The organism is Pseudomonas sp. Gutcm_11s (genome assembly GCF_028649395.1).
In the GTDB taxonomy this organism is placed as follows: Bacteria; Pseudomonadota; Gammaproteobacteria; order Pseudomonadales; family Pseudomonadaceae; genus Aquipseudomonas.
The window spans coordinates 15,448-37,725 of the sequence record NZ_JAQSUW010000014.1; the positions used below are offsets into that span (position 1 = coordinate 15,448).

A 22,278-nucleotide genomic window follows, 5' to 3' on the forward strand; every position below is an offset into this window, starting at 1 on the left:
CTTAATTCAGAAACAGGAGGACGGCGAGCACGAACACCGCGCCCCCAGCTATGGAAGCGGCGTACCAGCGCACCTGACCGGTCTGGGCACGGGCCAGCAGGCCATTGCCACCACGGGCCAGACGCGGCACCAGGCCGATGCTCTGGTCGATCGGATCGCGGCCGAGCAGGCGGCAGATCAGCAGGTAGGGCTGCACGAAGACCTTGTCGTAGAGCCAGTCGAAGCCCCAGGCGGCGAACCACCAGGCCGACAGGAAGCGGCCCGGGGCGCTGGCGGCGACGGCGCAGGCGAAGCGACGCTGGCCGAGGAACAGCAGGGCGGCCAGGAGGATACCGGCCAGGGCGATGGCGCCCGAGGCGATCTCCAGGCCGTGCTTGGCCTCACCACCGGCATGGCCGATGCTCTGCGGCAGCACACCGTGCAGCGGCGGGGTGATCAGCGCGCCGACGAAGGTCGACAGCACGATCAGGGTGGCCAGCGGCAGGTTGTGAGCGATGCCGTGACCGGCATGGGCCTCGGTCTTCTGCTCGCCGTGGAAGGCGATGAAGATCAGGCGGAAGGTGTAGATCGAGGTCAGGAAGGCACCGGCCAGGCCTGCGTACAGCAGCTCGCTGTGACCGCTGGCGAAGGCTTCCCAGAGGATCTCGTCCTTCGAGTAGAAGCCGGCGGTGACCAGCGGCAGTGCTGCCAGGGCCGCGCCACCGACGATGAAGCTGGCGTAGGCCAGCGGCAGCTTCTTCCACAGGCCACCCATCTTGAAGATGTTCTGCTCGTGGTGGCAGGCGTGGATCACCGCACCGGAGGCAAGGAACAGCAGGGCCTTGAAGAAGGCGTGGGTCATCAGGTGGAAGATCGCCGCGTCCCAGGCCTGCACGCCGAGGGCGAGGAACATGTAGCCGATCTGGCTCATGGTCGAGTAGGCGAGGATGCGCTTGATGTCGGTCTGTACCAGGGCGGCGAAGCCCGCCAGCACCAGGGTCACGGCGCCGACGATGCCGACCAGCTCGAGAATCTCCGGGGTCAGCAGGAACAGGCCGTGGGTACGGGCGATCAGGTAGACGCCCGCGGTCACCATGGTGGCGGCGTGGATCAGCGCGGAGACCGGGGTCGGGCCGGCCATCGCGTCGGCCAGCCAGGTCTGCAGCGGCAGCTGGGCGGACTTGCCGACCGCACCGCCGAGCAGCATCAGGGTGGCGACCCACAGCCAGGTATCACCGGCCAGGTACTTCTGCGGCGCCAGCACCATCAGCTCCTGGATATTCAGGGTGCCGAGGTTGAGGAACAGCAGGAACAGGCCGATCATCAGGAACACGTCGCCGATGCGGGTGACGATGAACGCCTTGAGCGCCGCGTTACCGTTGGGCACGTGCTTGTAGTAGAAGCCGATCAGCAGGTACGAGCACAGGCCCACGCCTTCCCAGCCGAAGAACAGCACCAGCAGGTTGTCGCCGAGAACCAGCAGCAACATGCTGAAGATGAACAGGTTGGTGTAGGCGAAGAAGCGCGAGTAGCCCTCTTCACCGCGCATGTACCAGCTGGCGAACAGGTGGATCAGGAAGCCGACGCCGGTGACCACGCCGAGCATGGTGGCCGACAGGCCGTCCAGGTGCAGGGTGAAGCTCGGCGCCAGGCCTTCAACGTTCATCCACTGCCACAGCGTCTGGGTGTACACGCCGTTGGCCGGTTCGGCACCGAGGAACTGGAATACGACCCAGGCAGCGCTCAGCGCGGCCAGGCCGACCGAGCCAACGCCGATCACGGCAGCGGTGTTTTCCGAGATACGCCCGCGGGAGAAGGCCAGCAGGAACCAGCCGAGCAGCGGGAAGAGGAGGGTGAGGAATAGAAGGTTCATCCGCGCATCTCGCTGGCAGCGTCGACATCGAGGGTGTTGAAGCGGCGATACAGCTGCAGCAGGATCGCCAGGCCGATACTGGCCTCGGCGGCTGCCAGGGTGATCACCAGAATGAACATCACCTGGCCGTCGGCTTGTACCCAGCGGCTACCGGCGACGACGAAGGCGAGGGCGGTGGCGTTCATCATCACTTCCAGGCTCATCAGCACGAAGAGGATGTTGCGGCGCACCATCAGGCCGATCAGGCCCAGGCTGAACAGCACGGCGGCCAGGGCCAGGCCGTGTTCCAGAGGAATGGCATTCATGCAGTGGGCTCCTTGGCTTCGTGGCGGCCCAGGTGGTAGGCGGCGACCAGGGCGGCGAGCAGCAGCATGGAGGCCAGCTCGACTACCAGCAGGTAGGGGCCGAACAGGCTGATGCCAACGGCCTTGGCGTCCACGGTCTCCAGACCGATGGCGGCGCCGCTCGGGCTGGCGAACAGGGCGTACAGCAACTGGCCCAGCAGCAGCAGGGAGAGGATCGCAGGACCCGCCCAGATGCCGGGTTTCAGCCACTGTTTCTCCTGCTCGGCGGCAGCCGGGCCGAGGTTGAGCATCATCACCACGAAGACGAACAGCACCATGATGGCGCCGGCGTAGACGATGATCTCCAGGGCGCCGGCGAACGGCGCACCCAGAGCGAAGAAGGTCGAGGCCACGGCCAGCAGCGAGACGATCAGGTTGAGCAGGGCATGTACCGGGTTGGTCCCGGTAATGACCATCACGGTAGAAGCCACGGCAACGCCCGCGGCGAGGTAGAAAGCAAATTCCATCATCCCCTCCTTAGGGCAGCAGGCCTTTGACGTTGATCGGTTCGGCCTCGTTCTGCGCGGCGCCTTTCGGCTTGCCGGCGATGGCCATGCCGGCGACGCGGTAGAAGTTGTAGTCCGGGTTCTTGCCTGGGCCGCTGATGAGCAGGTCTTCCTTCTCGTACACCAGGTCCTGGCGCTTGAACTCACCCATCTCGAAGTCCGGCGTCAGCTGGATCGCGGTGGTCGGGCAGGCTTCCTCGCACAGGCCGCAGAAGATGCAGCGGGAGAAGTTGATACGGAAGAACTCCGGATACCAGCGACCGTCCTCGGTCTCGGCCTTCTGCAGCGAGATGCAGCCGACCGGGCACGCCACGGCGCACAGGTTGCAGGCTACGCAGCGTTCCTCGCCATCGGGGTCGCGGGTCAGCACGATGCGGCCGCGGTAGCGCGGCGGCAGGTACACCGGCTCTTCCGGGTATTGCAGGGTGTCGCGCTTGCGGAAGCCATGGCTGAACACCATGACCAGGCTGCGCAGTTGGGTACCGGTGCCAACCACCACGTCCCATATGTACTTGAGCATTGCGTGTTTCTCCTTACTGGGCCGAGGCCAGCACGAGCGCGCCGGTCACCAGCAGGTTGATCAGAGTCAGCGGCAGGCAGAACTTCCAGCTGAACGCCATGACCTGGTCATACCGCGGGCGCGGAATCGACGCGCGCAGCAGGATGAAGATCATGATGAAGAAGCAGGTCTTCAGGGCGAACCAGATGAACGGAATCTGCGGCAGGATGCCGAACGGGCCGTGCCAGCCGCCGAAGAACAGGGTCACCAGCAGGGCCGAGATGGTCACGATGCCGATGTACTCGCCGACGAAGAACATGCCCCATTTCATGCCGGCATATTCGATGTGGTAACCGTCGGCCAGCTCCTGCTCCGCTTCCGGCTGGTCGAACGGGTGACGGTGAGTCACGGCGACGCCGGCGATGAAGAAGGTACAGAAGCCGAAGAACTGCGGAATGATGAACCACAGGTTTTCGGCCTGGTAGTCGACGATGTCGCGCATGTTGAACGAGCCGACCTGGGCGACGATGCCCATCAGCGCCAGGGCCAGGAACACCTCGTAGGAGATGGTCTGGGCCGATGCGCGCAGGGCGCCGAGCAGGGCGAACTTGTTGTTGCTCGACCAGCCGGCGAACAGTACGGCGTACACCGACAGGCCGGCCATGGCGAAGAAGAACAGGATGCCGATGTTCAGGTCAGCCACGCCCCAGGTCGGAGTGACCGGGATGATCGCGAAGGCCATCAGCATGGCGGCGAAGGCGATCATCGGCGCCAGCATGAAGATGAACTTGTCGGCGAACGGCGGCGTCCAGTCTTCCTTGAAGAACATCTTCAGCATGTCTGCAGCGATCTGGAACATGCCGAACGGGCCTACGCGGTTCGGACCGTAACGGTCCTGCCACCAGCCCAGCAGACGACGTTCGACGAAGCTCAGCAGCGCGCCGCAGACCACCACCACCAGCAGGATGACGATGGCCTTGAGGACGGCGATGAAGACGTCGATCAGTTCGGGCGTCAGCCAGCTCATTGCGCGGCCTCCTGCAGTCCGGTTGCAGTGGCGCCGGCAATGGCTGCCGGAATGCCGGCGAAGCCGGCCGGCAGGCCGACCAGACCGAGGGCCAGGTCTTCGCTGACTTTTACCGGCAGGCGCAGGGCCTGGCCGGCGACGGTCAGGCTGATCAGCGCGCCGTCATTGACGCCCAGGCGGTCGGCCTCGGCCTTGGCCAGGGCGACGTAGGCGGGCTGGATGCGTTCCTGTACCGGTGCGGCGCGGGAGGAGTTCTCCTCGCTGCCGAACAGGTGGTGGAACGGCACGACCTGCCAGGTGCCCTGGGCCGGGGCGAAGGCGCCCGGTACGGCAAACCAGGCCAGGGTCTTGCCCTGGGACTCGATCAGGCGCACGCCCGGATCACCGGCGCGCAGATGGCCACCGACTTCGTCCTGGAACTTGTTCCAGGCCTGCGGTGAGTTCCAGCCCGGCGACCAGGCAAACGGAATCTGCTGGCGGTCTTCCTTGCTGCCCGAATAGCCTTCCATGGAGAAGGCGAAGGCGGAGTCCTGGTCCTGCGGCTGACGCGGCTCGTGCACGCTGATGTTGGCGCGCATGGCGGTACGGCCGCTGTAACGCAGCGGCTCGCGCGCCAGCTTCAGACCCTTGATGCGGAACGAGGCGCTCGGCGCGGCGTCCTTGATCGCGGCCAGCACGGAACTGCTGGCAGCCACGGCTTCGGTGACCTGGTCCAGTTGGGTCCAGTCCACGGCCTTGCCTTGCAGGGTGCTGTGCAGCGCGTGCATCCAGCGCCAGCCCTCGCGCACGAGGATGTTGCTGTCGTAGTAGCTCGGCTCGAACACCTGGAAGAAGCGCTGGGCGCGGCCTTCCTGGCTGACCAGGGTGCCATCGCCTTCGGCGAAGCTGGCAGCGGACAGCACCAGGTTGGCCTTGGCGGTGGTAGCGGTCTGCTGGTGGTCGGCGACGATCACCGCCTTGGCGGCGGCCAGCGCAGCATCGACCTTGGCGGCGTCAGCGCGGCGGTACAGGTCGTTTTCCAGCACGATCACGGCGTCGGCGTTGCCTGCGGTCAGAGCTTCCAGCGCAGCGTCTACCGAGTCACCGCCAAACAGGGCCAGGCCCATGCTGTTGGCTTCCGGGACCACCAGGCTGATGGAGGCGTTCTTCTCGCGGTTCTTCAGGGCCTGGGCGATGTTCGCTGCGGCCTCGACGATGCTCTTCTCGCCCAGCGAGGCGCCGCTGACGATCAGCGGGCGCTTGCCGGCCAGCAGGGCATCGGCGATCAGCTGCACCAGTTCGGCAGCCTCGTCGTCCAGGCCGGTCACGGCCGGGGCGCTCGGGTCGATGGCGTGGGCCACGGCGAAGCCGATGCGTGCCAGGTCGGCAGGAGCGGCATGCACGCAGGCTTCGGCGACGTCGTCCAGACGGGTGGCGTCGACGCTGGCGATGAACAGCGGATGCAGGGCGTCCTGAGCCACGTTCTGCACGGCAGCCATGTGCCAGTCCTGGATCTTCATCGAAGCGGCGATCTCGGTGGCCTTGCCCTTGACCGACTGGCGCAGGGCCAGGGCGACGCGCGCGGCGGTCTGGGTCAGGTCTTCACCGAGGACGAACACGGCGTCGTGATCTTCGATCTCGCGCAGCGACGGCACCGGCAGCGGGCCGTTCTGCAGCACGTTGCGGATCAGGCGGATGTTTTCCAGCTCGACGGCGGCGATGCCACTGTAGAAGTTGGCTTCGCCGACCAGCTCGCGCAGGGCGTAGTTACCTTCCAGGCTGGCGCGCGGCGAGCCGATGCCTATCACGCGCTTGCCCTTGAGCAGCTCGGCGGCCTTGTCCAGCGCGGCGTCGATGCCCAGCTTGGCTTCACCGAACAGCGGTTGGCGCGGGCGGTCTTCGCGGTTGGTGTAGCCGTAGCCGAAGCGGCCGCGGTCACACAGGAAGTAGTGGTTCACCGAGCCGTTGAAGCGGTTCTCGATGCGGCGGATCTCGCCGTAGCGCTCACCGGGGCTGATGTTGCAGCCGCTGGAGCAGCCATGGCAGATGCTCGGGGCGAACTGCATGTCCCACTTGCGGTTGTAGCGCTCGGAGTGAGTCTTGTCGGTGAACACGCCAGTCGGGCAGACCTCGGTGAGGTTGCCGGAGAATTCGCTCTCCAGCACGCCGTCTTCGACGCGGCCGAAGTACACGTTGTCGTGCGCGCCATAGACGCCCAGGTCGGTACCGCCGGCGTAGTCCTTGTAGTAGCGCACGCAGCGGTAGCAGGCGATGCAGCGGTTCATCTCGTGGGAAATGAACGGGCCGAGCTGCTGGTTCTGGTGGGTGCGCTTGGTGAAACGGTACCGGCGTTGGTTGTGGCCGGTCATCACCGTCATGTCCTGCAGGTGGCAGTGACCGCCTTCCTCGCACACCGGGCAGTCGTGCGGGTGGTTGGTCATCAGCCACTCGACGACGCTGGCGCGGAACGCCTTGGACTCGTCGTCGTCGATGCTGATCCAGGTGTTGTCGGTCGCCGGCGTCATGCAGGACATGACGATGCGGCCGCGCTTGTCGTTTTCATCGGTGTACTGCTTCACCGCGCATTGGCGGCAGGCGCCGACGCTACCGAGCGCCGGGTGCCAGCAGAAGTAGGGGATGTCGAGCCCGAGAGACAGACAGGCCTGCAGCAGGTTGTCCGCCCCATCGACTTCGAAATCTTTGCCGTCTACGTGGATAGTGGCCATGGTTCAGGTTTCTTCTTTACCCGCCGAAGCAGGCTTGGCTAATGGAATCACGGTTGCATCGCGGCCTCGGCCGCGATGCGAATACTTCTTCAGGCCGGCGCGAACTGCGCCGACGGTGCCGGAGCGGCGCTGCTGGCCACGCCAGCCTCGAACTCCGTACGGAAATACTTGATCGCGCTACCCAGCGGCTCGACGGCACCCGGTGCGTGGGCGCAGAAGGTCTTGCCGGGGCCGAGGAAGTTGACCAGGCCGAGCAGGGTTTCGATGTCCTGCTGGGTGCCTTGTTTGCGTTCCAGGGCGCGGAGCATCTTCACGCTCCACGGCAGGCCGTCGCGGCACGGGGTGCACCAGCCGCACGACTCGCGGGCGAAGAACTCTTCCATGTTGCGCAGCAGCGAGACCATGTTGACCGAGTCGTCTACGGCCAGGGCCAGGCCGGTACCCATACGGGTGCCGACCTTGGCGATGCCGCCGGCGAACATTGCTGCGTCCAGGTGCTCGGGCAGCAGGAAGCCGGTACCGGCGCCGCCGGGCTGCCAGCATTTCAGCTTGTAGCCGTCACGCATGCCGCCGGCGTAGTCCTCGAACAGCTCGCGAGCCGGGAGGCCGAACGGCAGCTCCCACAGGCCGGGGTTCTTCACCTTGCCGGAGAAGCCCATGAGCTTGGTGCCCATGTCTTCGCTGCCCGGGCGGGCCAGGGTCTTGTACCAGTCGACGCCGTTGGCGACGATCGCCGGGACGTTGCACAGGGTCTCGACGTTGTTCACGCAGGTCGGCTTGCCCCACACGCCGACAGCGGCGGGGAAGGGCGGCTTGGAGCGCGGGTTGGCGCGGCGGCCTTCCAGGGAGTTGATCAGCGCGGTTTCTTCACCGCAGATGTAGCGGCCGGCGCCAGTGTGGACGAACAGCTCGAAGTCGAAGCCACTGCCGAGGATGTTCTTGCCCAGCAGGCCGGCGGCCTTGGCTTCATCGATGGCGCGGTTCAGGTTGGCTGCCGCGTCGACGTACTCGCCGCGCAGGAAGATGTAGCCGCGGTAGGCCTTGAGCGCACGCGCGGAGATCAGCATGCCTTCCACCAGCAGGTGCGGCAGCTGCTCCATGAGCATGCGGTCCTTCCAGGTGTTCGGCTCCATTTCATCCGCGTTGCACAGCAGGTAGCGGATGTTCATGGATTCGTCGGCGGGCATCAGGCCCCACTTCACGCCGGTGGGGAAGCCCGCACCGCCGCGGCCCTTGAGGCCGGAGTCCTTGACCGTCTGCACGATGTCGGCCTGAGCCATTTCGCTCAGGGCCTTGCGCGCGGCGGCGTAGCCGTTCTTCGCCTGGTATTCCTCGAGCCATACCGGCTGGGCGTCGTCACGCAGGCGCCAGGTCAGCGGATGGGTTTCTTCGCTGCGGGCGATGCTGTTGATCGGGCCGATGGAGGTAAGAGTCTTCATAGCGGCGCGCCCAGTCATTGATAAGACTCCAGCAGCTCGGCGACGGAGTCGCCGTTGAGGTTGCCGTAGGTGTCGTCGTCGATCATCACGGCCGGAGCCTTGTCGCAGTTACCCAGGCAGCACACCGGCAGCAGGGTGAAGCGACCGTCAGCGGTGGTCTGGCCGGGGACGATGCCGAGCTTGTCCTTGAGGCTGCCGAGCAGGTTCTCGTGGCCGCCGATGAAGCAGGTCATGCTGTCGCACACGCGGATCACGTGGCGGCCGACCGGCACGCGGAAGATCTGGCTGTAGAAGGTGGCCACGCCCTCGACGTCGCTGGCGGGGATGCCGAGGATGTCGGCGATGGCGTAGATGGCGCCGTCCGGCACCCAGCCACGCTGCTTCTGCACGATCTTCAGGGCTTCGATGGACGCCGCGCGCGGGTCCTCGTAGTGGTGCATTTCGTGTTCGATGGCGTCGTACTCGGCCTGGCTGAGTTCGAAGCGGTCGGTTTGGATCAGGTCAGTCTGGCTCATGTGATTAACGGTCCACGTCGGCCATAACGAAGTCGATGCTACCCAGGTAGGCGATCAGGTCCGCGATCATGCTGCCGCGGATCACCGAGGGGATCTGCTGCAGGTGCGGGAAGCTGGGCGTCCGGATGCGCGTGCGGTAGCTCATGGTGCTGCCGTCGCTCGTCAGGTAATAGCTGTTGATGCCCTTGGTCGCCTCGATCATCTGGAAGCTCTCGTTGGCCGGCATGACCGGGCCCCAGGAGACTTGCAGGAAGTGGGTGATCAGGGTCTCGATGTGCTGCAGGGTGCGCTCTTTCGGCGGCGGCGTGGTCAGCGGGTGATCCGCCTTGTACGGGCCTTCCGGCATGTTGCGCAGGCACTGGTCGATGATGCGGATGCTCTGGCGCATCTCTTCGACGCGGACCATGCAGCGGTCATAGGCGTCGCCGTTGTGGGCCAGCGGCACTTCGAAGTCGAAGTGCTCGTAGCCGGAGTACGGGCGCGCTTTACGCAGGTCGAAGTCCAGACCGGTGGAGCGCAGACCGGCGCCGGTGACGCCCCATTCCAGCGCTTCCTTGGTGTTGTACTGGGCCACGCCGATGGTACGACCCTTGAGGATGCTGTTCTGCAGGGCAGCCTTGGTGTACTCGTCGAGGCGCTTGGGCAGCCAGTCGACGAACTCCTTGACCAGCTTGTCCCAGCCGCGTGGCAGGTCGTGGGCGACGCCACCGATGCGGTACCAGGCCGGGTGCAGGCGGAAGCCGGTGATGGCCTCGATCACCTTGTAGGCGCGCTGGCGGTCGGTGAAGGTGAAGAACACCGGGGTCATGGCACCGACGTCCTGGATATAGGTACCCAGGAACAACAGGTGGCTGGTGATACGGAAGAACTCGGCCAGCATCACGCGAATGAAGTCGACGCGGTCCGGCACCTTGATCCCGGCCAGCTTCTCGACCGACAGGACGTAAGGCAGGTTGTTCATCACCCCGCCGAGGTAGTCGATACGGTCGGTGTAGGGGATGAAGCTGTGCCAGGATTGGCGCTCGGCCATTTTCTCGGCACCACGGTGGTGGTAACCGATGTCCGGGACGCAGTCGATGATCTCTTCACCGTCCAGCTGCAGGATGATGCGGAACGCACCGTGCGCGGACGGGTGGTTCGGGCCGAGGTTGAGGAACATGTAGTCCTCGTGCTCGCCCTGACGCTTCATGCCCCAGTCTTCCGGCTTGAAGCGCGCGGCTTCTTCTTCCAGCTGCTGTTTGGCCAGGGTCAGGCTGAACGGATCGAACTCGGTGGCGCGCGCCGGGTAGTCCTTGCGCAGCGGGTGACCTTCCCAGGTCGGCGGCATCATGATGCGGGTCAGGTGCGGGTGGCCCTGGAAGGTGATGCCGTACAGGTCCCAGACCTCGCGCTCGTACCAGTTGGCGTTGGGCCAGATACCGGTGACGGTGGGGACATTGAGATCGCCCTCTTTGAGGGCGACCTTGATCATGATGTCGCTGTTACGCTCGACCGACATCAGGTGATAGAACACGGTGAAGTCGGCGCCCGGCAGGCCGCGGCGCTGGGTGCGCAGGCGCTCGTCGACGCCATGCAGGTCGTACAGCATGACGTAGGGGCGCGGCAGGTTGCGCAGGAAGGTCAGCACGTTGATCAGGCGATCACGGGCGACCCACAGCACCGGCATGCCGGTACGGGTGCTTTGGACGGTGAAGGTCTCGGCACCGAAACGGGAGTTCAGCTCGACCACCACGTCCTGGTCGTCGGCCTTGTACGGTGGAACGGACAGAATGCTGTCAGTCATGTCTTTAGTCGCTATCGGCGGTATACGGCGTCAGTGAGCGGGCCAGTGGGCCGGCTCACACTTCGTCGGGGCTGCGCAGGTTGGTAACAGCGATACGCTGCTCGCGGCGCTGTTCCTTCTGCGACGGCATCTCGGCACGGTAGATGCCTTGATCACCGACGACCCAGGAAAGCGGGCGGCGCTCCTGTCCGATGGACTCCTGCAGCAGCATCAGGCCTTGCAGGAATGCCTCGGGACGGGGCGGGCAGCCGGGAATGTAGACGTCCACAGGGAGGAACTTGTCGACCCCCTGGACCACCGAATAGATGTCGTACATGCCGCCGGAGTTAGCGCACGACCCCATGGAAATTACCCACTTGGGTTCCAGCATCTGCTCATAGAGGCGCTGGATGATCGGCGCCATCTTGATGAAGCAGGTACCGGCGATGACCATGAAGTCGGCCTGACGCGGGGACGCACGAATCACTTCCGCACCGAAGCGGGCGATATCGTGGGGCGCGGTGAAGGCCGTGGTCATTTCCACGTAGCAGCAGGACAGGCCGAAGTTGTACGGCCACAGGGAGTTCTTGCGACCCCAGTTCACCGCACCGTTGAGAACATCTTCGAGCTTGCCCATGAAGATGTTCTTGTGGACCTCATCCTCTAGCAGTGGATCGGCTACGGTCTCCCGCTCGCCGATCGGGTACTGCTCGTTGGGAGCGTCCGGATCGATCCGAGTAAGTTTGTATTGCATCGCCAAAGCCTCATTGTTTTAGCTTCGCCTGCCGATTACGACGGCCTTCGGGCGCCCAGTCGAGCGCGCCTATACGCCAAAGATAGACAAGACCAGCCAACAGAATTGCTATGAAAACTGTAGCTTCGATCAGGCCAGCCCAGCCGCTTTCGCGTACCGAGACTGCCCAAGCGAAGAGAAAGAGGGCTTCAACGTCGAAGATCACGAAGAGCATCGCGACCAGATAGAACTTCGCTGATAGGCGCAGGCGCGCACTACCGACCGGCAGCATGCCCGACTCGAACGGATCGTTCTTGCTGCGTCCCCAGGCCTTGCTACCGAGCAGGCTGGAGAGACCGAGCATGAAGGCGATGAGTCCGAAGACTCCGAGCAGGAATACAGCAAAAGCCCAGTTATGGGACATGGTCGTTACCGCATCAGGCATGCCGGGGCTCCTTGGATAAAGGGGCGGCTTTTTAATAATGGTAGAGCAACCTGATGGGGTTGCCCTGCAGAGTAGTGGCGGCAATTTTATGCTCGCATAGCTCCCTAAGTAAATTTTTCCGAATAAAAAAATGAACGCCGAATGTATTCATTTTTGCCGGACTTCTCTTCAACCCCTGATGCCATGGGGCTTGTGGCGTGGTCTACGGCTTTGGTCGCATGGAAATTTACGTTGGAGTTGACGCTTTTTCGCAAGACTTTGTCGGGAATTGTTTACATCTTCCGGGCGAATTAAGTCCGTATCGCTGCGCATTCTTGGCATTTGCGCGGAAGTTGTATTTCCGCTGGCGCCTTATGTTGTGCCCGGCGGAGCGGGGCGCATGCCTCCGCTCGTGCTCGCTGAGCGCGCTGGAGGCGAAAACGAAAAAGCCCCGGCATCTCTGCCGGGGCTTTTTCTGATAACACCTGCGGCGAGCCGCAGAGCCGGTTCCTATTAGTGGAACTGGTTCATGGTGTTGTCTTTACCGCCTGCCTTCAGGGCAGCCTCACCAGCGAAGTACTCTTTGTGAGCGTCGCCGATGTCGGAGCCGGACATGTTCTGGTGCTTAACGCAGGCGATACCTTGACGGATCTCCTGACGCTGAACGCCTTTCACGTAGGCCAGCATGCCTTGGTCTGCGAAGTAACCTTTGGCCAGGTTGTCGGTGGACAGCGCGGCGGTGTGGTAGGTCGGCAGGGTGATCAGGTGGTGGAAGATACCAGCCTGAGCGGAACCGTCGCGCTGGAAGGTGCGGATCTTCTCGTCAGCAACCTGGGCCAGTTCGGTTTCGTCGTACTCGGCGCTCATCAGTTTGGCGCGGTCGTAGGCGGAAACGTCTTTGCCTTCGGCAGCGAAAGCGTCGAACACTTGCTGACGGAAGTTCAGGGTCCAGTTGAAGGACGGGCTGTTGTTGTAAACCAGCTTGGCGTTCGGGATGACCTTACGGATCTCGTCAACCATGCCTTTGATCTGGCCAACGTGCGGCTTCTCGGTTTCGATCCACAGCATGTCAGCGCCGTTCTGCAGCGAGGTGATGCTGTCCAGGACGCAGCGAGCTTCGCCGGTGCCCTGACGGAACTGGAACAGGTTGGAAGCCAGACGCTTCGGACGCAGCAGCTTGCCGCCACGGTTGATCACGACGTCGCCGTTGCCCAGGTCGGCAGCGGAAACTTCTTCGCAATCCAGGAAGGAGTTGTACTGGTCGCCCAGGTCGCCCGGCTCGTTGGTAACAGCGATCTGCTTGGTCAGGCCAGCACCCAGGGAGTCGGTACGAGCAACGATCACGCCGTTGTCGATGCCCAGTTCCAGGAAGGCGTAGCGAACTGCGTTGATCTTGGCCAGGAAGTCAACGTGCGGAACGGTGACTTTGCCGTCTTGGTGGCCGCACTGCTTCTCGTCGGAAACCTGGTTTTCGATCTGGATGCAGCAAGCACCGGCTTCGATCATTTTCTTGGCCAGCAGGTAGGTGGCTTCGGCGTTACCGAAACCAGCGTCGATGTCGGCGATGATTGGTACGACGTGAGTTTCGTGGTTGTCGATCTGAGCCTGGATTTCAGCTTCCTTGGCCTTGTCGCCAGCGGCGCGAGCAGCGTCCAGGCCGGTGAACAGCAGGTCCAGCTCGCGGGCGTCAGCCTGGCGCAGGAAGGTGTACAGCTCTTCGATCAGGCCGGAAACCGAGGTTTTCTCGTGCATGGACTGATCCGGCAGCGGACCGAAGTCCGAGCGCAGAGCAGCAACCATCCAGCCGGACAGGTAGAGGTAGCGCTTGTTGGTGGTCTTCAGGTGCTTCTTGATCGAGATCAGCTTCTGCTGACCGATGAAGCCGTGCCAGCAGCCCAGGGACTGGGTGTAGACGGACGAGTCGGCGTCGTACTCGGCCATGTCTTTGCGCATGATGTCAGCGGTGAACTGAGCGATTTCCAGACCGGTTTTGAAGCGGTTCTGGGCGCGCATACGAGCAACGTATTCCGGGTTGATCGCGCTCCAGCTGCTGCCTGCGGCTTCTTTCAGGGCGGCAACGGCTTTGATGTCGTTTTGATAAGCTGACATGGTCAATCCTTCAAAGTATGAGTTTGGTTGAGCACCGACTTCCCACCCAAAACCAACGTGCAAACAAAGCTTGCAGTGTTGCGGGCGACACAGGGCGGACTTCGAGATCTTGACGAGGACGAGAGTGTTGCGGAGAGGAGGAGAGGACGAAACGAGTCAGTCCGAAGAGGCAGGTTCGCAGCTTGCCGGCTCGTGGATGCCGTTGGGCGATACGGATCTGGTCTGGCGGTCTGGCTAATAACGCTAAGGCTTCCCCGTCCCTCAGGACAACTTTCGTTCCAGTCGCAACCTCGTTGAAACGCCTTGTGGGCTGTTAGAACACGGATCGATCCGAATGGTGTTACGGAGTCGATCTGGAGGCCCTGAAACAGGACCTCTGGCTAGCGGGAGCGGCGCCATCATGCGCTTTCAAACGGGCGTTCGTCAATGATTTTGTAGTGCTTTTTTTCTTTGACTACATGGTCGCGGGGTAGACCTTAGTCGAGCGCATCGACCTTGATGCGCAGGCTCATGTCGTTCGCTCCCTGGGTGGAATAGCGGCGAGCGAAGCCGGAGTCGTTGCTCTGGTTCTGCTGGCTGACGCCGCCCAGCGGGATCCACTCGCCGATGCGGCCGCTGACCCGGGTGTCGGTGCTCTGGGTGTCGATCACGTCGGGGCGGGAGCGGTTGACCCGGTCGTTGTTGCTGCTGATGTTCAGGTGGACGACGTCGCCGCTGAGAGTGGCGGTGACGTAGAAACCCTGGTTCACGTCGCGGTACTGGGTGTTCTGGTAGACCTGGCCATAAGGGCCGACGCTGGTGCTGGTCACCGGCACGCTCTGGCCGACCTGGATCAGCGCCGGATAGCCCTCGGTGGCCTGTACCTGTTGGGTGCCGCCGCTGCGGCTGTTGGTGGAGCGGCGGATGATGCGCACCTGGTCGCGTCCCTTCACTTCGCCGCGACCGGCGATGACCTCCGCGTCGCCGGCGCTGATGCTGCCATCCACCCGGTAGCCGCTGCCGCTATCCAGGCTCTGCTCGCTGGTGTCGACGCTGATCAGCAGGCGGCGTGGCGCCTGGTCGAGCTGGCCGAGCAGGTCGCGGATCTCGGCGATCTTGTCCGGCGATGCGTTGATCATCAGCTGATTGCCGTAGGCGCTGGCCTTGCCCTGGCCGTCCAGGGCTGTCTGTACCAGTGGCAGCACTTCGTCCGCCATGCGGTAGTTGAGCTGGATCAGCTCGGTGGCGGCCTGCAGTGGCAGGCTGAGGCCGAACAGCAGGGCGAGCAGGCAGGCACGCAGGGTCATAGCAGGAAGCTCCGCAGGTCGGGGTCGGAAAGGCTGATGTTCCAGGCCTGGTCGAACTGTGCCTGACGCTGGCGCACACGGCCGGGATCGTTATACAGGGCGTAACCTGCGTACTGCTCGGGCGCCTCGCGCAGCAGCAGGCCGCGGTCGTCAGCCAGCAGGTAGGCGCTTTCGTCGCTGGGATGGTCCGGGTTGATCCTGCGGATGTGCAGGTTGCTGGTGATGCGCTGTGCCAGGTTGAGCAGGCGGTGCCCCTGGCGTACCGGTTTGCCGACATCGCGCACCAGGATGCGCAGGCGGTTCTTCGGGTTGGCCAGGAGGAAGCGGCTGCAGGCGTCCTGCACGCTGCTGTGGCTATAGAGCCAGGCTTCCAGGTCCGGGCTGTACAGGCTCAGGTTCTGGCGTGCTTGCAGCAGCAGGGCCAGTGCATGAGCCTGGGCCTGTTCCGGGCGACTGAAACGTTCGAGGTTCGAATGTTGGCCGAGCACGAAGGGCGCGGGTTCGCGCGCTTCCGTGGCCAGCGCCGGATAGGTGTCCGGGTTGTGCACGGAAAAACGCCCCGGCGACTGGAAATCGATGGCCGGTAGCTCTGGCTCGTTTTCGTCGATCGGGGCGTTTTCTTCGCTCATGCTTAGATCCTAGTCGCTATGGCGCACCATCATCACGTGCGGGATGCCGGCTTCGAGATACTCGTCACCCTCGATGCTGAAACCCAAGCGCTCGTAGAAGGCGGCGGCATGCACCTGGGCGCTGAGCTTCTGCTCGCGCTGGCCGCGCTGCTCCGCAGTCTCGATGGCGGCGCGCATCAGCGCGTCACCCACCTTGAGGCCGCGCCAGTCCTTGAGTACCGAGACGCGGCCGATCTGGCCGTCCGTCAGCAGGCGGGCGGTGCCGATCGGGTAGTCACCCTCGCAGGCGAGGAAATGCACGGCCTCGCTGTCCTCGTCATCCCATTCGAGTTCTGCCGGCACGGCCTGTTCCGCGACGAACACCGCTTCGCGAATGCGCCGCAGATCGGCATTGTCCTTCTGCCAGTGGGCGAGGCGGACGTGGATCTCACTCATCAGCAAACTCCAAACTTCCTTGCTGGACCAGTTCTTTCACCAGTGTACGCCCGTCGTCGTCGGCCAACCAAGGCGCCAGGTTGTCGCTGTGCAGCGCCTCGGCGGCGCAGACCAGGCGCAGCAGCTCCTTGAGGTGCGCCGGCAGCAGGCGGCTCTGGCCGCTGGCGAACAGCACCAGGCCGACGTCCACCTCGCTCCAGGCCAGGCGCGCGCTGGGGTTGCGCACCAGTACGGCGCCGTCTGCGAGGGCGGCGAGGAAGTCCTCTTCCTCGATCTCCGGGCCGGCGACCAGTTCGGGGTAGCGCGGCTCGGTCATGAACTGGCCGAACCAGGTCAGCAGCAGGCGCTCGTCGCTCATGTGCTCGGTCAGCAGCTTCTTCAGGCGGTCGAGGGCGTCCTGCTGGATCTGGTGCGGATCGCTGACCGGCGCCATGCCGGCGTCGCTGTAGCGCTCCTCGTCCGGCAGGAACTGGGCGAGGAAGTCGGTGAAGTGGGTCAGCACCTCGGCGGCGCTCGGTGCGCGGAAACCGACCGAGTAGGTCATGCAGTCGTCTTCGGCGATGCCGTAGTGGGCCAGGCGCGGCGGCAGGTAGAGCATGTCGCCCGGTTCCAGCACCCATTCATCGGTCTGCTCGAAGTCGGCCAGGATGCGCAGGTCGGCATGTTGCAGCAGCTTGCTGTCGGCATCGCACATCTGGCCGATCTTCCAGCGGCGCTGGCCTTCGGCCTGCAGCAGGAACACGTCGTAGTTGTCGAAGTGCGGGCCGACGCTGCCGCCGGGCGCGGCGAAGCTGATCATCAGGTCGTCGATACGCCAGCTGGGCAGGAAGCCGAAGTCCTTGAGCACCTCGGCCACTTCCGGCACGAACTGGTCGACGGCCTGCACCAGCAGGGTCCAGTCGCGCTCCGGCAACTGGCTGAAGGCGTCCTCGGCGAACGGGCCGCGACGCAGTTCCCATGGGTGGGCGCCGTGCTCCAGCACCAGGCGCGACTCGACTTCCTCTTCCAGGGCCAGGCCGGCCAACTCGTCACCGGTGATCGGGCTCTCGAAGCCGGGGATCGCCTGGCGGATCAGCAGGGGCTTCTGTTGCCAGTAGTCACGCAGGAACTCGCGAGGAGTGAGGCCGCCCAGCAGCTGCAGAGGAGTATCAGGATTCATGGCTAAGCCTTTGAAAGAGATGAAATGGCTAAAATAAAAACGCCCGGCTCAGCCGGGCGTCGATAAGGCTGGTGCCGCTCAGACGCGCTTGGCCTGCGCGATGGCGTTGCCGATGTAGCTCGCCGGGGTCAGCTGCTTGAGCTCCTCCTTGGCGGCGGCCGGCATGTCCAGGCCATCGATGAAGGACAGCAGAGCCTCCGGGCTGATGCCCTTGCCGCGGGTCAGCTCCTTGAGCTTCTCGTAGGGGTTCTCGATGGCGTAGCGGCGCATCACGGTCTGGATCGGCTCGGCGAGGACTTCCCAGCAGGCGTCCAGGTCGGCGGCGATGCGTGCCTCGTTCAGCTCCAGCTTGCCAATGCCCTTGAGGCTGGCTTCGTAGGCGATGACGCTGTGGGCGAAGCCGACGCCCAGGTTGCGCAGCACGGTGGAGTCGGTCAGATCGCGCTGCCAGCGGGAGATCGGCAGCTTGCTGGCCAGGTGCTGGAAGATCGCGTTGGCGATGCCCAGGTTGCCTTCGGAGTTCTCGAAGTCGATCGGGTTGACCTTGTGCGGCATGGTCGAGGAGCCGATCTCGCCGGCCACAGTCTTCTGCTTGAAGTAGCCGAGGGAGATGTAGCCCCAGACGTCGCGATCGAAGTCGATGAGGATGGTGTTGAAGCGGGCGATGGCGTCGAACAGCTCGGCGATGTAGTCGTGCGGCTCGATCTGCGTGGTGTAGGGGTTGAACTGCAGGCCCAGGTCGCCTTCGATGAACTGCTTGGCGTTGGCCTCCCAGTCGATCTGCGGGTAGGCGGACAGGTGGGCGTTGTAGTTGCCCACGGCGCCGTTGATCTTGCCCAGCAGCGGTATGGCGGCTACCTGGGCGATCTGGCGCTCCAGACGGTAGACGACGTTGGCCAGTTCCTTGCCGAGGGTGGTCGGCGAGGCCGGCTGGCCGTGGGTGCGCGACAGCATCGGCACGCCGGCGAACTTCACTGCCAGCTCGCGGATGGCGGTGGCGATCTGCTTCATCAACGGCAGCAGCACGGTGTCACGGCCTTCGCGCAGCATCAGGGCGTGGGACAGGTTGTTGATGTCCTCGCTGGTGCAGGCGAAGTGGATGAATTCGCTCACCGCGGCCAGTTCCGGCAGCTTGGCGGCCTGCTCCTTGAGTAGGTATTCCACGGCTTTGACGTCGTGGTTGGTGGTGCGCTCGATCTCTTTCACGCGCTCGGCGTGTTCGACGGCGAAGTTCTCGGCCAGCTCGTTGAGCAGGGCGTTGGCTTCGGCGGAGAAGGGTGCCACTTCGGCGACGCCTTCATGGGCGGCCAGGCGTTGCAGCCAGCGGACTTCGACCATCACGCGGAAACGGATCAGGCCGTATTCGCTGAAGATCGGGCGCAGGGAGCTGGTTTTGCCGGCGTAGCGGCCATCGACGGGGGAAACCGCGGTGAGCGAGGAGAGCTGCATGGAGGCGTTCTCGGACAGGTCGGTCAACGAAAAGGGCGCACATCATACATGAAGTCGCCCGGACTGGTCCGTCCGGTTAGCGGACGGCGGGTCGGCGAGCGATGGATAGCAGGCTGGCGCCGAAGATCAGCGCCGCGCCGATCAGCGATGTGAGGTCCGGCATCTCGCCCCAGCGCAGCCAGGCGACGATGCCGGCGAAGACGATGGCCAGGTAGGCAAAGGGGCCGATCAGGCCGGGCGGCGCCAGGCCATAGGCCTTGGACATGACGATCTGGCTGACGGTGGCGAGCAGGCCGATCACCAGCAGCAGGCCGAGCTGATGTGAGTCCAACGGCTGCCAGGCCCAGCTCAGCGGCATAGAGGAGATGAGCGCGCTGAACAGCGAGAAGTAGAAGACGATGCGGAACGCCGGCTCGGTGTCGCTCATCTCGCGGATGGAGACGAAGGCGAAGGCGGCCAGGATGCTGGCGGCCAGGCCGACCAAGGCCAGGATATCGAACAGCGCCTCGCTGGGCTTGGCCACCAGCAGTACTCCGACCAGGCCGATGGCGCTGGTGGCCAGCATGCGCTTGGTCAGCGGCTCCTTGAGCAGCCACCAGGCCAGCACCGGGGTGAACACTGGTGCCGAGTAGGTGAACAGCATGGCGTCGGCCAGTGGCAGGTGGGCGATGGCGTAGAAGAAGCAGTACATGGCCAACAGGCCATAGGTGGTGCGCCACAGGTGAGCCTTCAGGCGGCCGGTCTTGAGCGGGCGGGTACCCTTCACCAGCAGTAACGGCAGGAAGAACAGCACGCCGACCAGGCTGCGGAAGAACACCACCGTCTCGTTGTTGACCCCGCCGGACACCTCGCGGATGCCCACGCCCATCAGCGAGAAGAGCAGGGCGGAGAGCGCCAGAAGCAGGGCGCCCTGAGCCGGCTTGACGCTGCGCCTGGGGATGTTCACCTCAGCTCCGCAGCAGCGGGTAGAGTTCCTTGAGCAGCTTGCCGCGGCTGAATACCAGTTGCCAGCGATGGCCGCCGAGCTGGCGCCACAGGCGTGCCGAGCGGATGCCGGTGAGCAGCAGGGCGCGCACTTTGGAGGCAACTGCTGGCTGCTGCAGGAAGCGCATGTCGCCGTGCACCTGGATGCGCTGGCGGAAGGTGCTGATGGTGTCCTGGTACAGCCCGCCGCAGGCGGCCACTACGTTTTCGTGGGTCGGGCCGAAATGCTCGACCTGGTTCTGGATCTGGTCCAGGCGCGTGCCGATCACCTGCAGCATGTCGTCGCGCTTGGCCAGCTGGCGCTCCAGGCCGAGCAGGGCCAGGGCGTAGCGCAGCGGTTCGCGCTGCAGGCTGGTGGGGTTGCGCTCCAGGGTGCTGACCAGGGCCTTGTAGCCCTCGCGCAGGTTGAGGTCGTCGCCGCCGTAGACCTCCAGCGTGCTCTTCGGGTCGCGCACCAGCAGGCTGCCGAGCAGGCAGCCGAGTTGGGCATCGCTGATCTGGCCGGTGCGGGCCAGCTTGTCCACCAGGCTGGCGGCCTGGAATACGGCGGAGAGGGCGATCAATTGCTCTTGAAGCGGACTCATGCGCGAGGGGCTCCCTCGGCACAGGGCTCGGCTACTTCGATCACGCCGCCGCCGAGGCAGATTTCGCCGTCGTAGAACACTACCGACTGGCCTGGGGTCACGGCGCGCTGTGGCTCGTCGAAGATGGCACGGTAGCCGTGCTCGGTCTTCTCCAGAGTGCAGGCCTGGTCGGCCTGGCGGTAGCGCACCTTGGCGGTCAGGCGGCGCGGAGCGGACAGGTCGATGGGGTTGACCCAGTAGATGTCCGAAGAGAGCAGAGCGCGGGAGAACAGCCAGGGGTGATCATTGCCCTGGCCGACGATCAGGACGTTGCGCACCAGGTCCTTGTGCAGCACGTACCAGGGCTCGTCGCCGGCGTTCTTCATGCCGCCGATGCCCAGGCCCTGGCGCTGGCCGATGGTGTGGTACATCAGGCCGACATGGCGGCCGATGACCTTGCCTTCGGTGGTCTCGATGTCGCCCGGCTGGGCTGGCAGGTACTGCTTGAGGAAATCGCTGAAGCGGCGCTCGCCGATGAAGCAGATGCCGGTGGAGTCCTTCTTCTTAGCGGTCGCCAGCTCATACTTCTCGGCGATGGCGCGCACCTGCGGCTTCTCCAGTTCGCCGACCGGGAACAGGGTGCGGCCGATCTGCTCACCGCCTACAGCGTGCAGGAAGTAGCTCTGGTCCTTGTTCGGGTCGAGGCCCTTGAGCAGTTCGCTGCGGCCGTCGATGTCGCGGCGGCGCACGTAGTGGCCGGTGGCGATCAGGTCGGCGCCGAGGCTCAGCGCGTAGTCGAGGAAGGCTTTGAACTTGATCTCGCGGTTGCACAGAATGTCCGGGTTCGGCGTGCGCCCGGCCTTGTATTCGGCGAGGAAGTGCTCGAACACGTTGTCCCAGTATTCCGCCGCGAAGTTGGCGGTGTGCAGCTTGATGCCGATGCGGTCGCACACGGCCTGGGCATCGGCCAGGTCGTCCATGGCGGTGCAGTATTCGGTGCCGTCGTCCTCTTCCCAGTTCTTCATGAACAGACCTTCCACCTGGTAGCCCTGCTCGAGCAGCAGGAGGGCGGAAACGGAGGAGTCGACGCCGCCGGACATGCCGACGATCACTCGGGTATTGGCTGGTTCGCGCATGGGGATTCGAAGAGGGCTGACTGCAGAAAGGGGGCGATTCTATCAGGAGCGGGCGGCGCGCGGCGAATCAGGCCGGGTCGCGGATAAGGCTGAGGGGGTGGCGCTCGCCGGCCAGGTAGTCATCGATGCAGCGCAGCACCAGTTCGCTGCGCCAGCGCTCCGGCTGGGCGACCAGCTCTTCGCGGGTCAGCCACTGCGGGCCGATGATGCCTTCGTCCAGTGGTGAATCCGGCAGGTGGCGCAGTGGCTTGGCGGCGAAGCATACGCGCTGGTAGGTCACCCCGTTGCTTGGGGCGGTGTAGAGATAGATGCCGGTGACGGCAGTCAGCTCCACTTCCCAGCCGGTCTCCTCTAGCGTCTCGCGCAAGGCCGCGGCGATCAGACTTTCGTCGGCTTCCAGATGGCCGGCAGGCTGGTTAAATACCGCCTGGCCACCGGCCAGTTCCTCGACCAGTAGGAAACGGCCCTGGTCCTCGACCACGGTGGCGACGGTTACGTGTGGGGTAAAACGCATTGCGAAAACCTCTGCGGGCGGGCGGCAAACTGTTGGTCGGGGCCGTAGTCCAAGAGCAATCTGGAGCCGAGCTGCTAGGCTTGAGAGCGCCCTTCAAGAGCATTTTGTAGCGTATCTGTAGTTTGACTACATGATTGGCTCGGGGCCAGTATTCAAGCAGTCTAGACCGGCATTGGGCTGTCAGTAAATGTCGAAAAGTGCGTGACTT

21 protein-coding genes are annotated in these 22,278 nt (G+C 64.2%); all 21 read right to left on the reverse strand.

The window, feature by feature from the left end; all coding sequences use genetic code 11:
* Position 1: 1 nt before the first annotated feature.
* Positions 2-1,852 carry an NADH-quinone oxidoreductase subunit L gene (gene nuoL / locus PTT45_RS11085; protein WP_273813334.1) on the reverse strand — a complete coding sequence of 617 codons (1,851 nt, stop codon included), beginning with the start codon at positions 1,850-1,852 and terminating at the stop codon, positions 2-4.
* Positions 1,849-2,157, reverse strand: coding sequence for an NADH-quinone oxidoreductase subunit NuoK (nuoK, locus tag PTT45_RS11090; RefSeq protein ID WP_273813336.1), 309 nt, complete (start codon positions 2,155-2,157; stop codon positions 1,849-1,851). The genes nuoL and nuoK overlap by 4 nt, the downstream gene beginning before the upstream one ends.
* Entirely contained in the window at positions 2,154-2,663 is a 510-nt protein-coding gene (gene nuoJ / locus PTT45_RS11095) for an NADH-quinone oxidoreductase subunit J (RefSeq protein WP_273813337.1), read from the reverse strand. Before nuoJ ends, nuoK begins: the two co-directional genes overlap by 4 nt.
* A 10-nt stretch (positions 2,664-2,673) precedes the next feature.
* The gene (gene nuoI / locus PTT45_RS11100; RefSeq protein WP_273813338.1) at positions 2,674-3,222 is read right to left on the reverse strand and encodes an NADH-quinone oxidoreductase subunit NuoI; all 549 of its coding nucleotides are present in this window, start codon (positions 3,220-3,222) and stop codon (positions 2,674-2,676) included.
* A gap of 13 nt (positions 3,223-3,235) precedes the next feature.
* Complete coding sequence (gene nuoH, locus PTT45_RS11105) at positions 3,236-4,228, reverse strand: NADH-quinone oxidoreductase subunit NuoH (protein WP_273813339.1); 993 nt, start codon at positions 4,226-4,228, stop codon at positions 3,236-3,238.
* Complete coding sequence (nuoG, locus tag PTT45_RS11110; protein ID WP_273813340.1) at positions 4,225-6,933, reverse strand: NADH-quinone oxidoreductase subunit NuoG; 2,709 nt, start codon at positions 6,931-6,933, stop codon at positions 4,225-4,227. Before nuoG ends, nuoH begins: the two co-directional genes overlap by 4 nt.
* Before the next feature lie 89 nt (positions 6,934-7,022).
* The gene (nuoF, locus tag PTT45_RS11115) at positions 7,023-8,372 is read right to left on the reverse strand and encodes an NADH-quinone oxidoreductase subunit NuoF (RefSeq protein ID WP_273813341.1); all 1,350 of its coding nucleotides are present in this window, start codon (positions 8,370-8,372) and stop codon (positions 7,023-7,025) included.
* Positions 8,373-8,386: 14 nt separating this feature from the next.
* Positions 8,387-8,887: an NADH-quinone oxidoreductase subunit NuoE gene (nuoE, locus tag PTT45_RS11120; protein ID WP_273813342.1), complete on the reverse strand. Its 501-nt coding sequence runs from the start codon at positions 8,885-8,887 to the stop codon at positions 8,387-8,389.
* A 4-nt stretch (positions 8,888-8,891) separates the two neighbouring features.
* Positions 8,892-10,670: an NADH-quinone oxidoreductase subunit C/D gene (gene nuoC / locus PTT45_RS11125; protein WP_273813343.1), complete on the reverse strand. Its 1,779-nt coding sequence runs from the start codon at positions 10,668-10,670 to the stop codon at positions 8,892-8,894.
* Positions 10,671-10,725: 55 nt separating this feature from the next.
* Positions 10,726-11,403: a NuoB/complex I 20 kDa subunit family protein gene (locus PTT45_RS11130; protein ID WP_273813344.1), complete on the reverse strand. Its 678-nt coding sequence runs from the start codon at positions 11,401-11,403 to the stop codon at positions 10,726-10,728.
* A gap of 10 nt (positions 11,404-11,413) precedes the next feature.
* The gene (locus PTT45_RS11135; protein WP_021700254.1) at positions 11,414-11,827 is read right to left on the reverse strand and encodes an NADH-quinone oxidoreductase subunit A; all 414 of its coding nucleotides are present in this window, start codon (positions 11,825-11,827) and stop codon (positions 11,414-11,416) included.
* Between the two features lie 492 nt (positions 11,828-12,319).
* Complete coding sequence (locus tag PTT45_RS11140) at positions 12,320-13,915, reverse strand: isocitrate lyase (RefSeq protein ID WP_273813345.1); 1,596 nt, start codon at positions 13,913-13,915, stop codon at positions 12,320-12,322.
* 476 nt (positions 13,916-14,391) lie between these two features.
* Positions 14,392-15,201: a secretin N-terminal domain-containing protein gene (locus PTT45_RS11145; RefSeq protein ID WP_273813346.1), complete on the reverse strand. Its 810-nt coding sequence runs from the start codon at positions 15,199-15,201 to the stop codon at positions 14,392-14,394.
* The gene (locus PTT45_RS11150) at positions 15,198-15,830 is read right to left on the reverse strand and encodes a DUF7931 domain-containing protein (RefSeq protein ID WP_273813347.1); all 633 of its coding nucleotides are present in this window, start codon (positions 15,828-15,830) and stop codon (positions 15,198-15,200) included. Before PTT45_RS11150 ends, PTT45_RS11145 begins: the two co-directional genes overlap by 4 nt.
* Positions 15,831-15,839: 9 nt before the next feature.
* Positions 15,840-16,265: a GNAT family N-acetyltransferase gene (locus PTT45_RS11155; RefSeq protein WP_273813348.1), complete on the reverse strand. Its 426-nt coding sequence runs from the start codon at positions 16,263-16,265 to the stop codon at positions 15,840-15,842.
* Positions 16,258-17,424, reverse strand: coding sequence for a ribosomal protein uL16 3-hydroxylase (locus PTT45_RS11160; RefSeq protein WP_273813349.1), 1,167 nt, complete (start codon positions 17,422-17,424; stop codon positions 16,258-16,260). The genes PTT45_RS11155 and PTT45_RS11160 overlap by 8 nt, the downstream gene beginning before the upstream one ends.
* A gap of 78 nt (positions 17,425-17,502) precedes the next feature.
* On the reverse strand, positions 17,503-18,873 hold the full coding sequence (gene purB, locus PTT45_RS11165; protein ID WP_273813350.1) for an adenylosuccinate lyase: 1,371 nt from the start codon (positions 18,871-18,873) through the stop codon (positions 17,503-17,505).
* A 76-nt stretch (positions 18,874-18,949) separates the two neighbouring features.
* On the reverse strand, positions 18,950-19,819 hold the full coding sequence (locus PTT45_RS11170) for a DMT family transporter (RefSeq protein WP_273813351.1): 870 nt from the start codon (positions 19,817-19,819) through the stop codon (positions 18,950-18,952).
* A 1-nt stretch (position 19,820) separates the two neighbouring features.
* Positions 19,821-20,441: a high frequency lysogenization protein HflD gene (hflD, locus tag PTT45_RS11175; RefSeq protein WP_273813353.1), complete on the reverse strand. Its 621-nt coding sequence runs from the start codon at positions 20,439-20,441 to the stop codon at positions 19,821-19,823.
* Positions 20,438-21,556 carry a tRNA 2-thiouridine(34) synthase MnmA gene (gene mnmA, locus PTT45_RS11180; RefSeq protein WP_273813355.1) on the reverse strand — a complete coding sequence of 373 codons (1,119 nt, stop codon included), beginning with the start codon at positions 21,554-21,556 and terminating at the stop codon, positions 20,438-20,440. The genes hflD and mnmA overlap by 4 nt, the downstream gene beginning before the upstream one ends.
* A gap of 67 nt (positions 21,557-21,623) precedes the next feature.
* A complete protein-coding gene (locus PTT45_RS11185) occupies positions 21,624-22,070 on the reverse strand; it encodes an NUDIX hydrolase (protein ID WP_273813357.1) in 447 nt (148 codons plus the stop codon).
* Positions 22,071-22,278 lie beyond the last annotated feature (208 nt).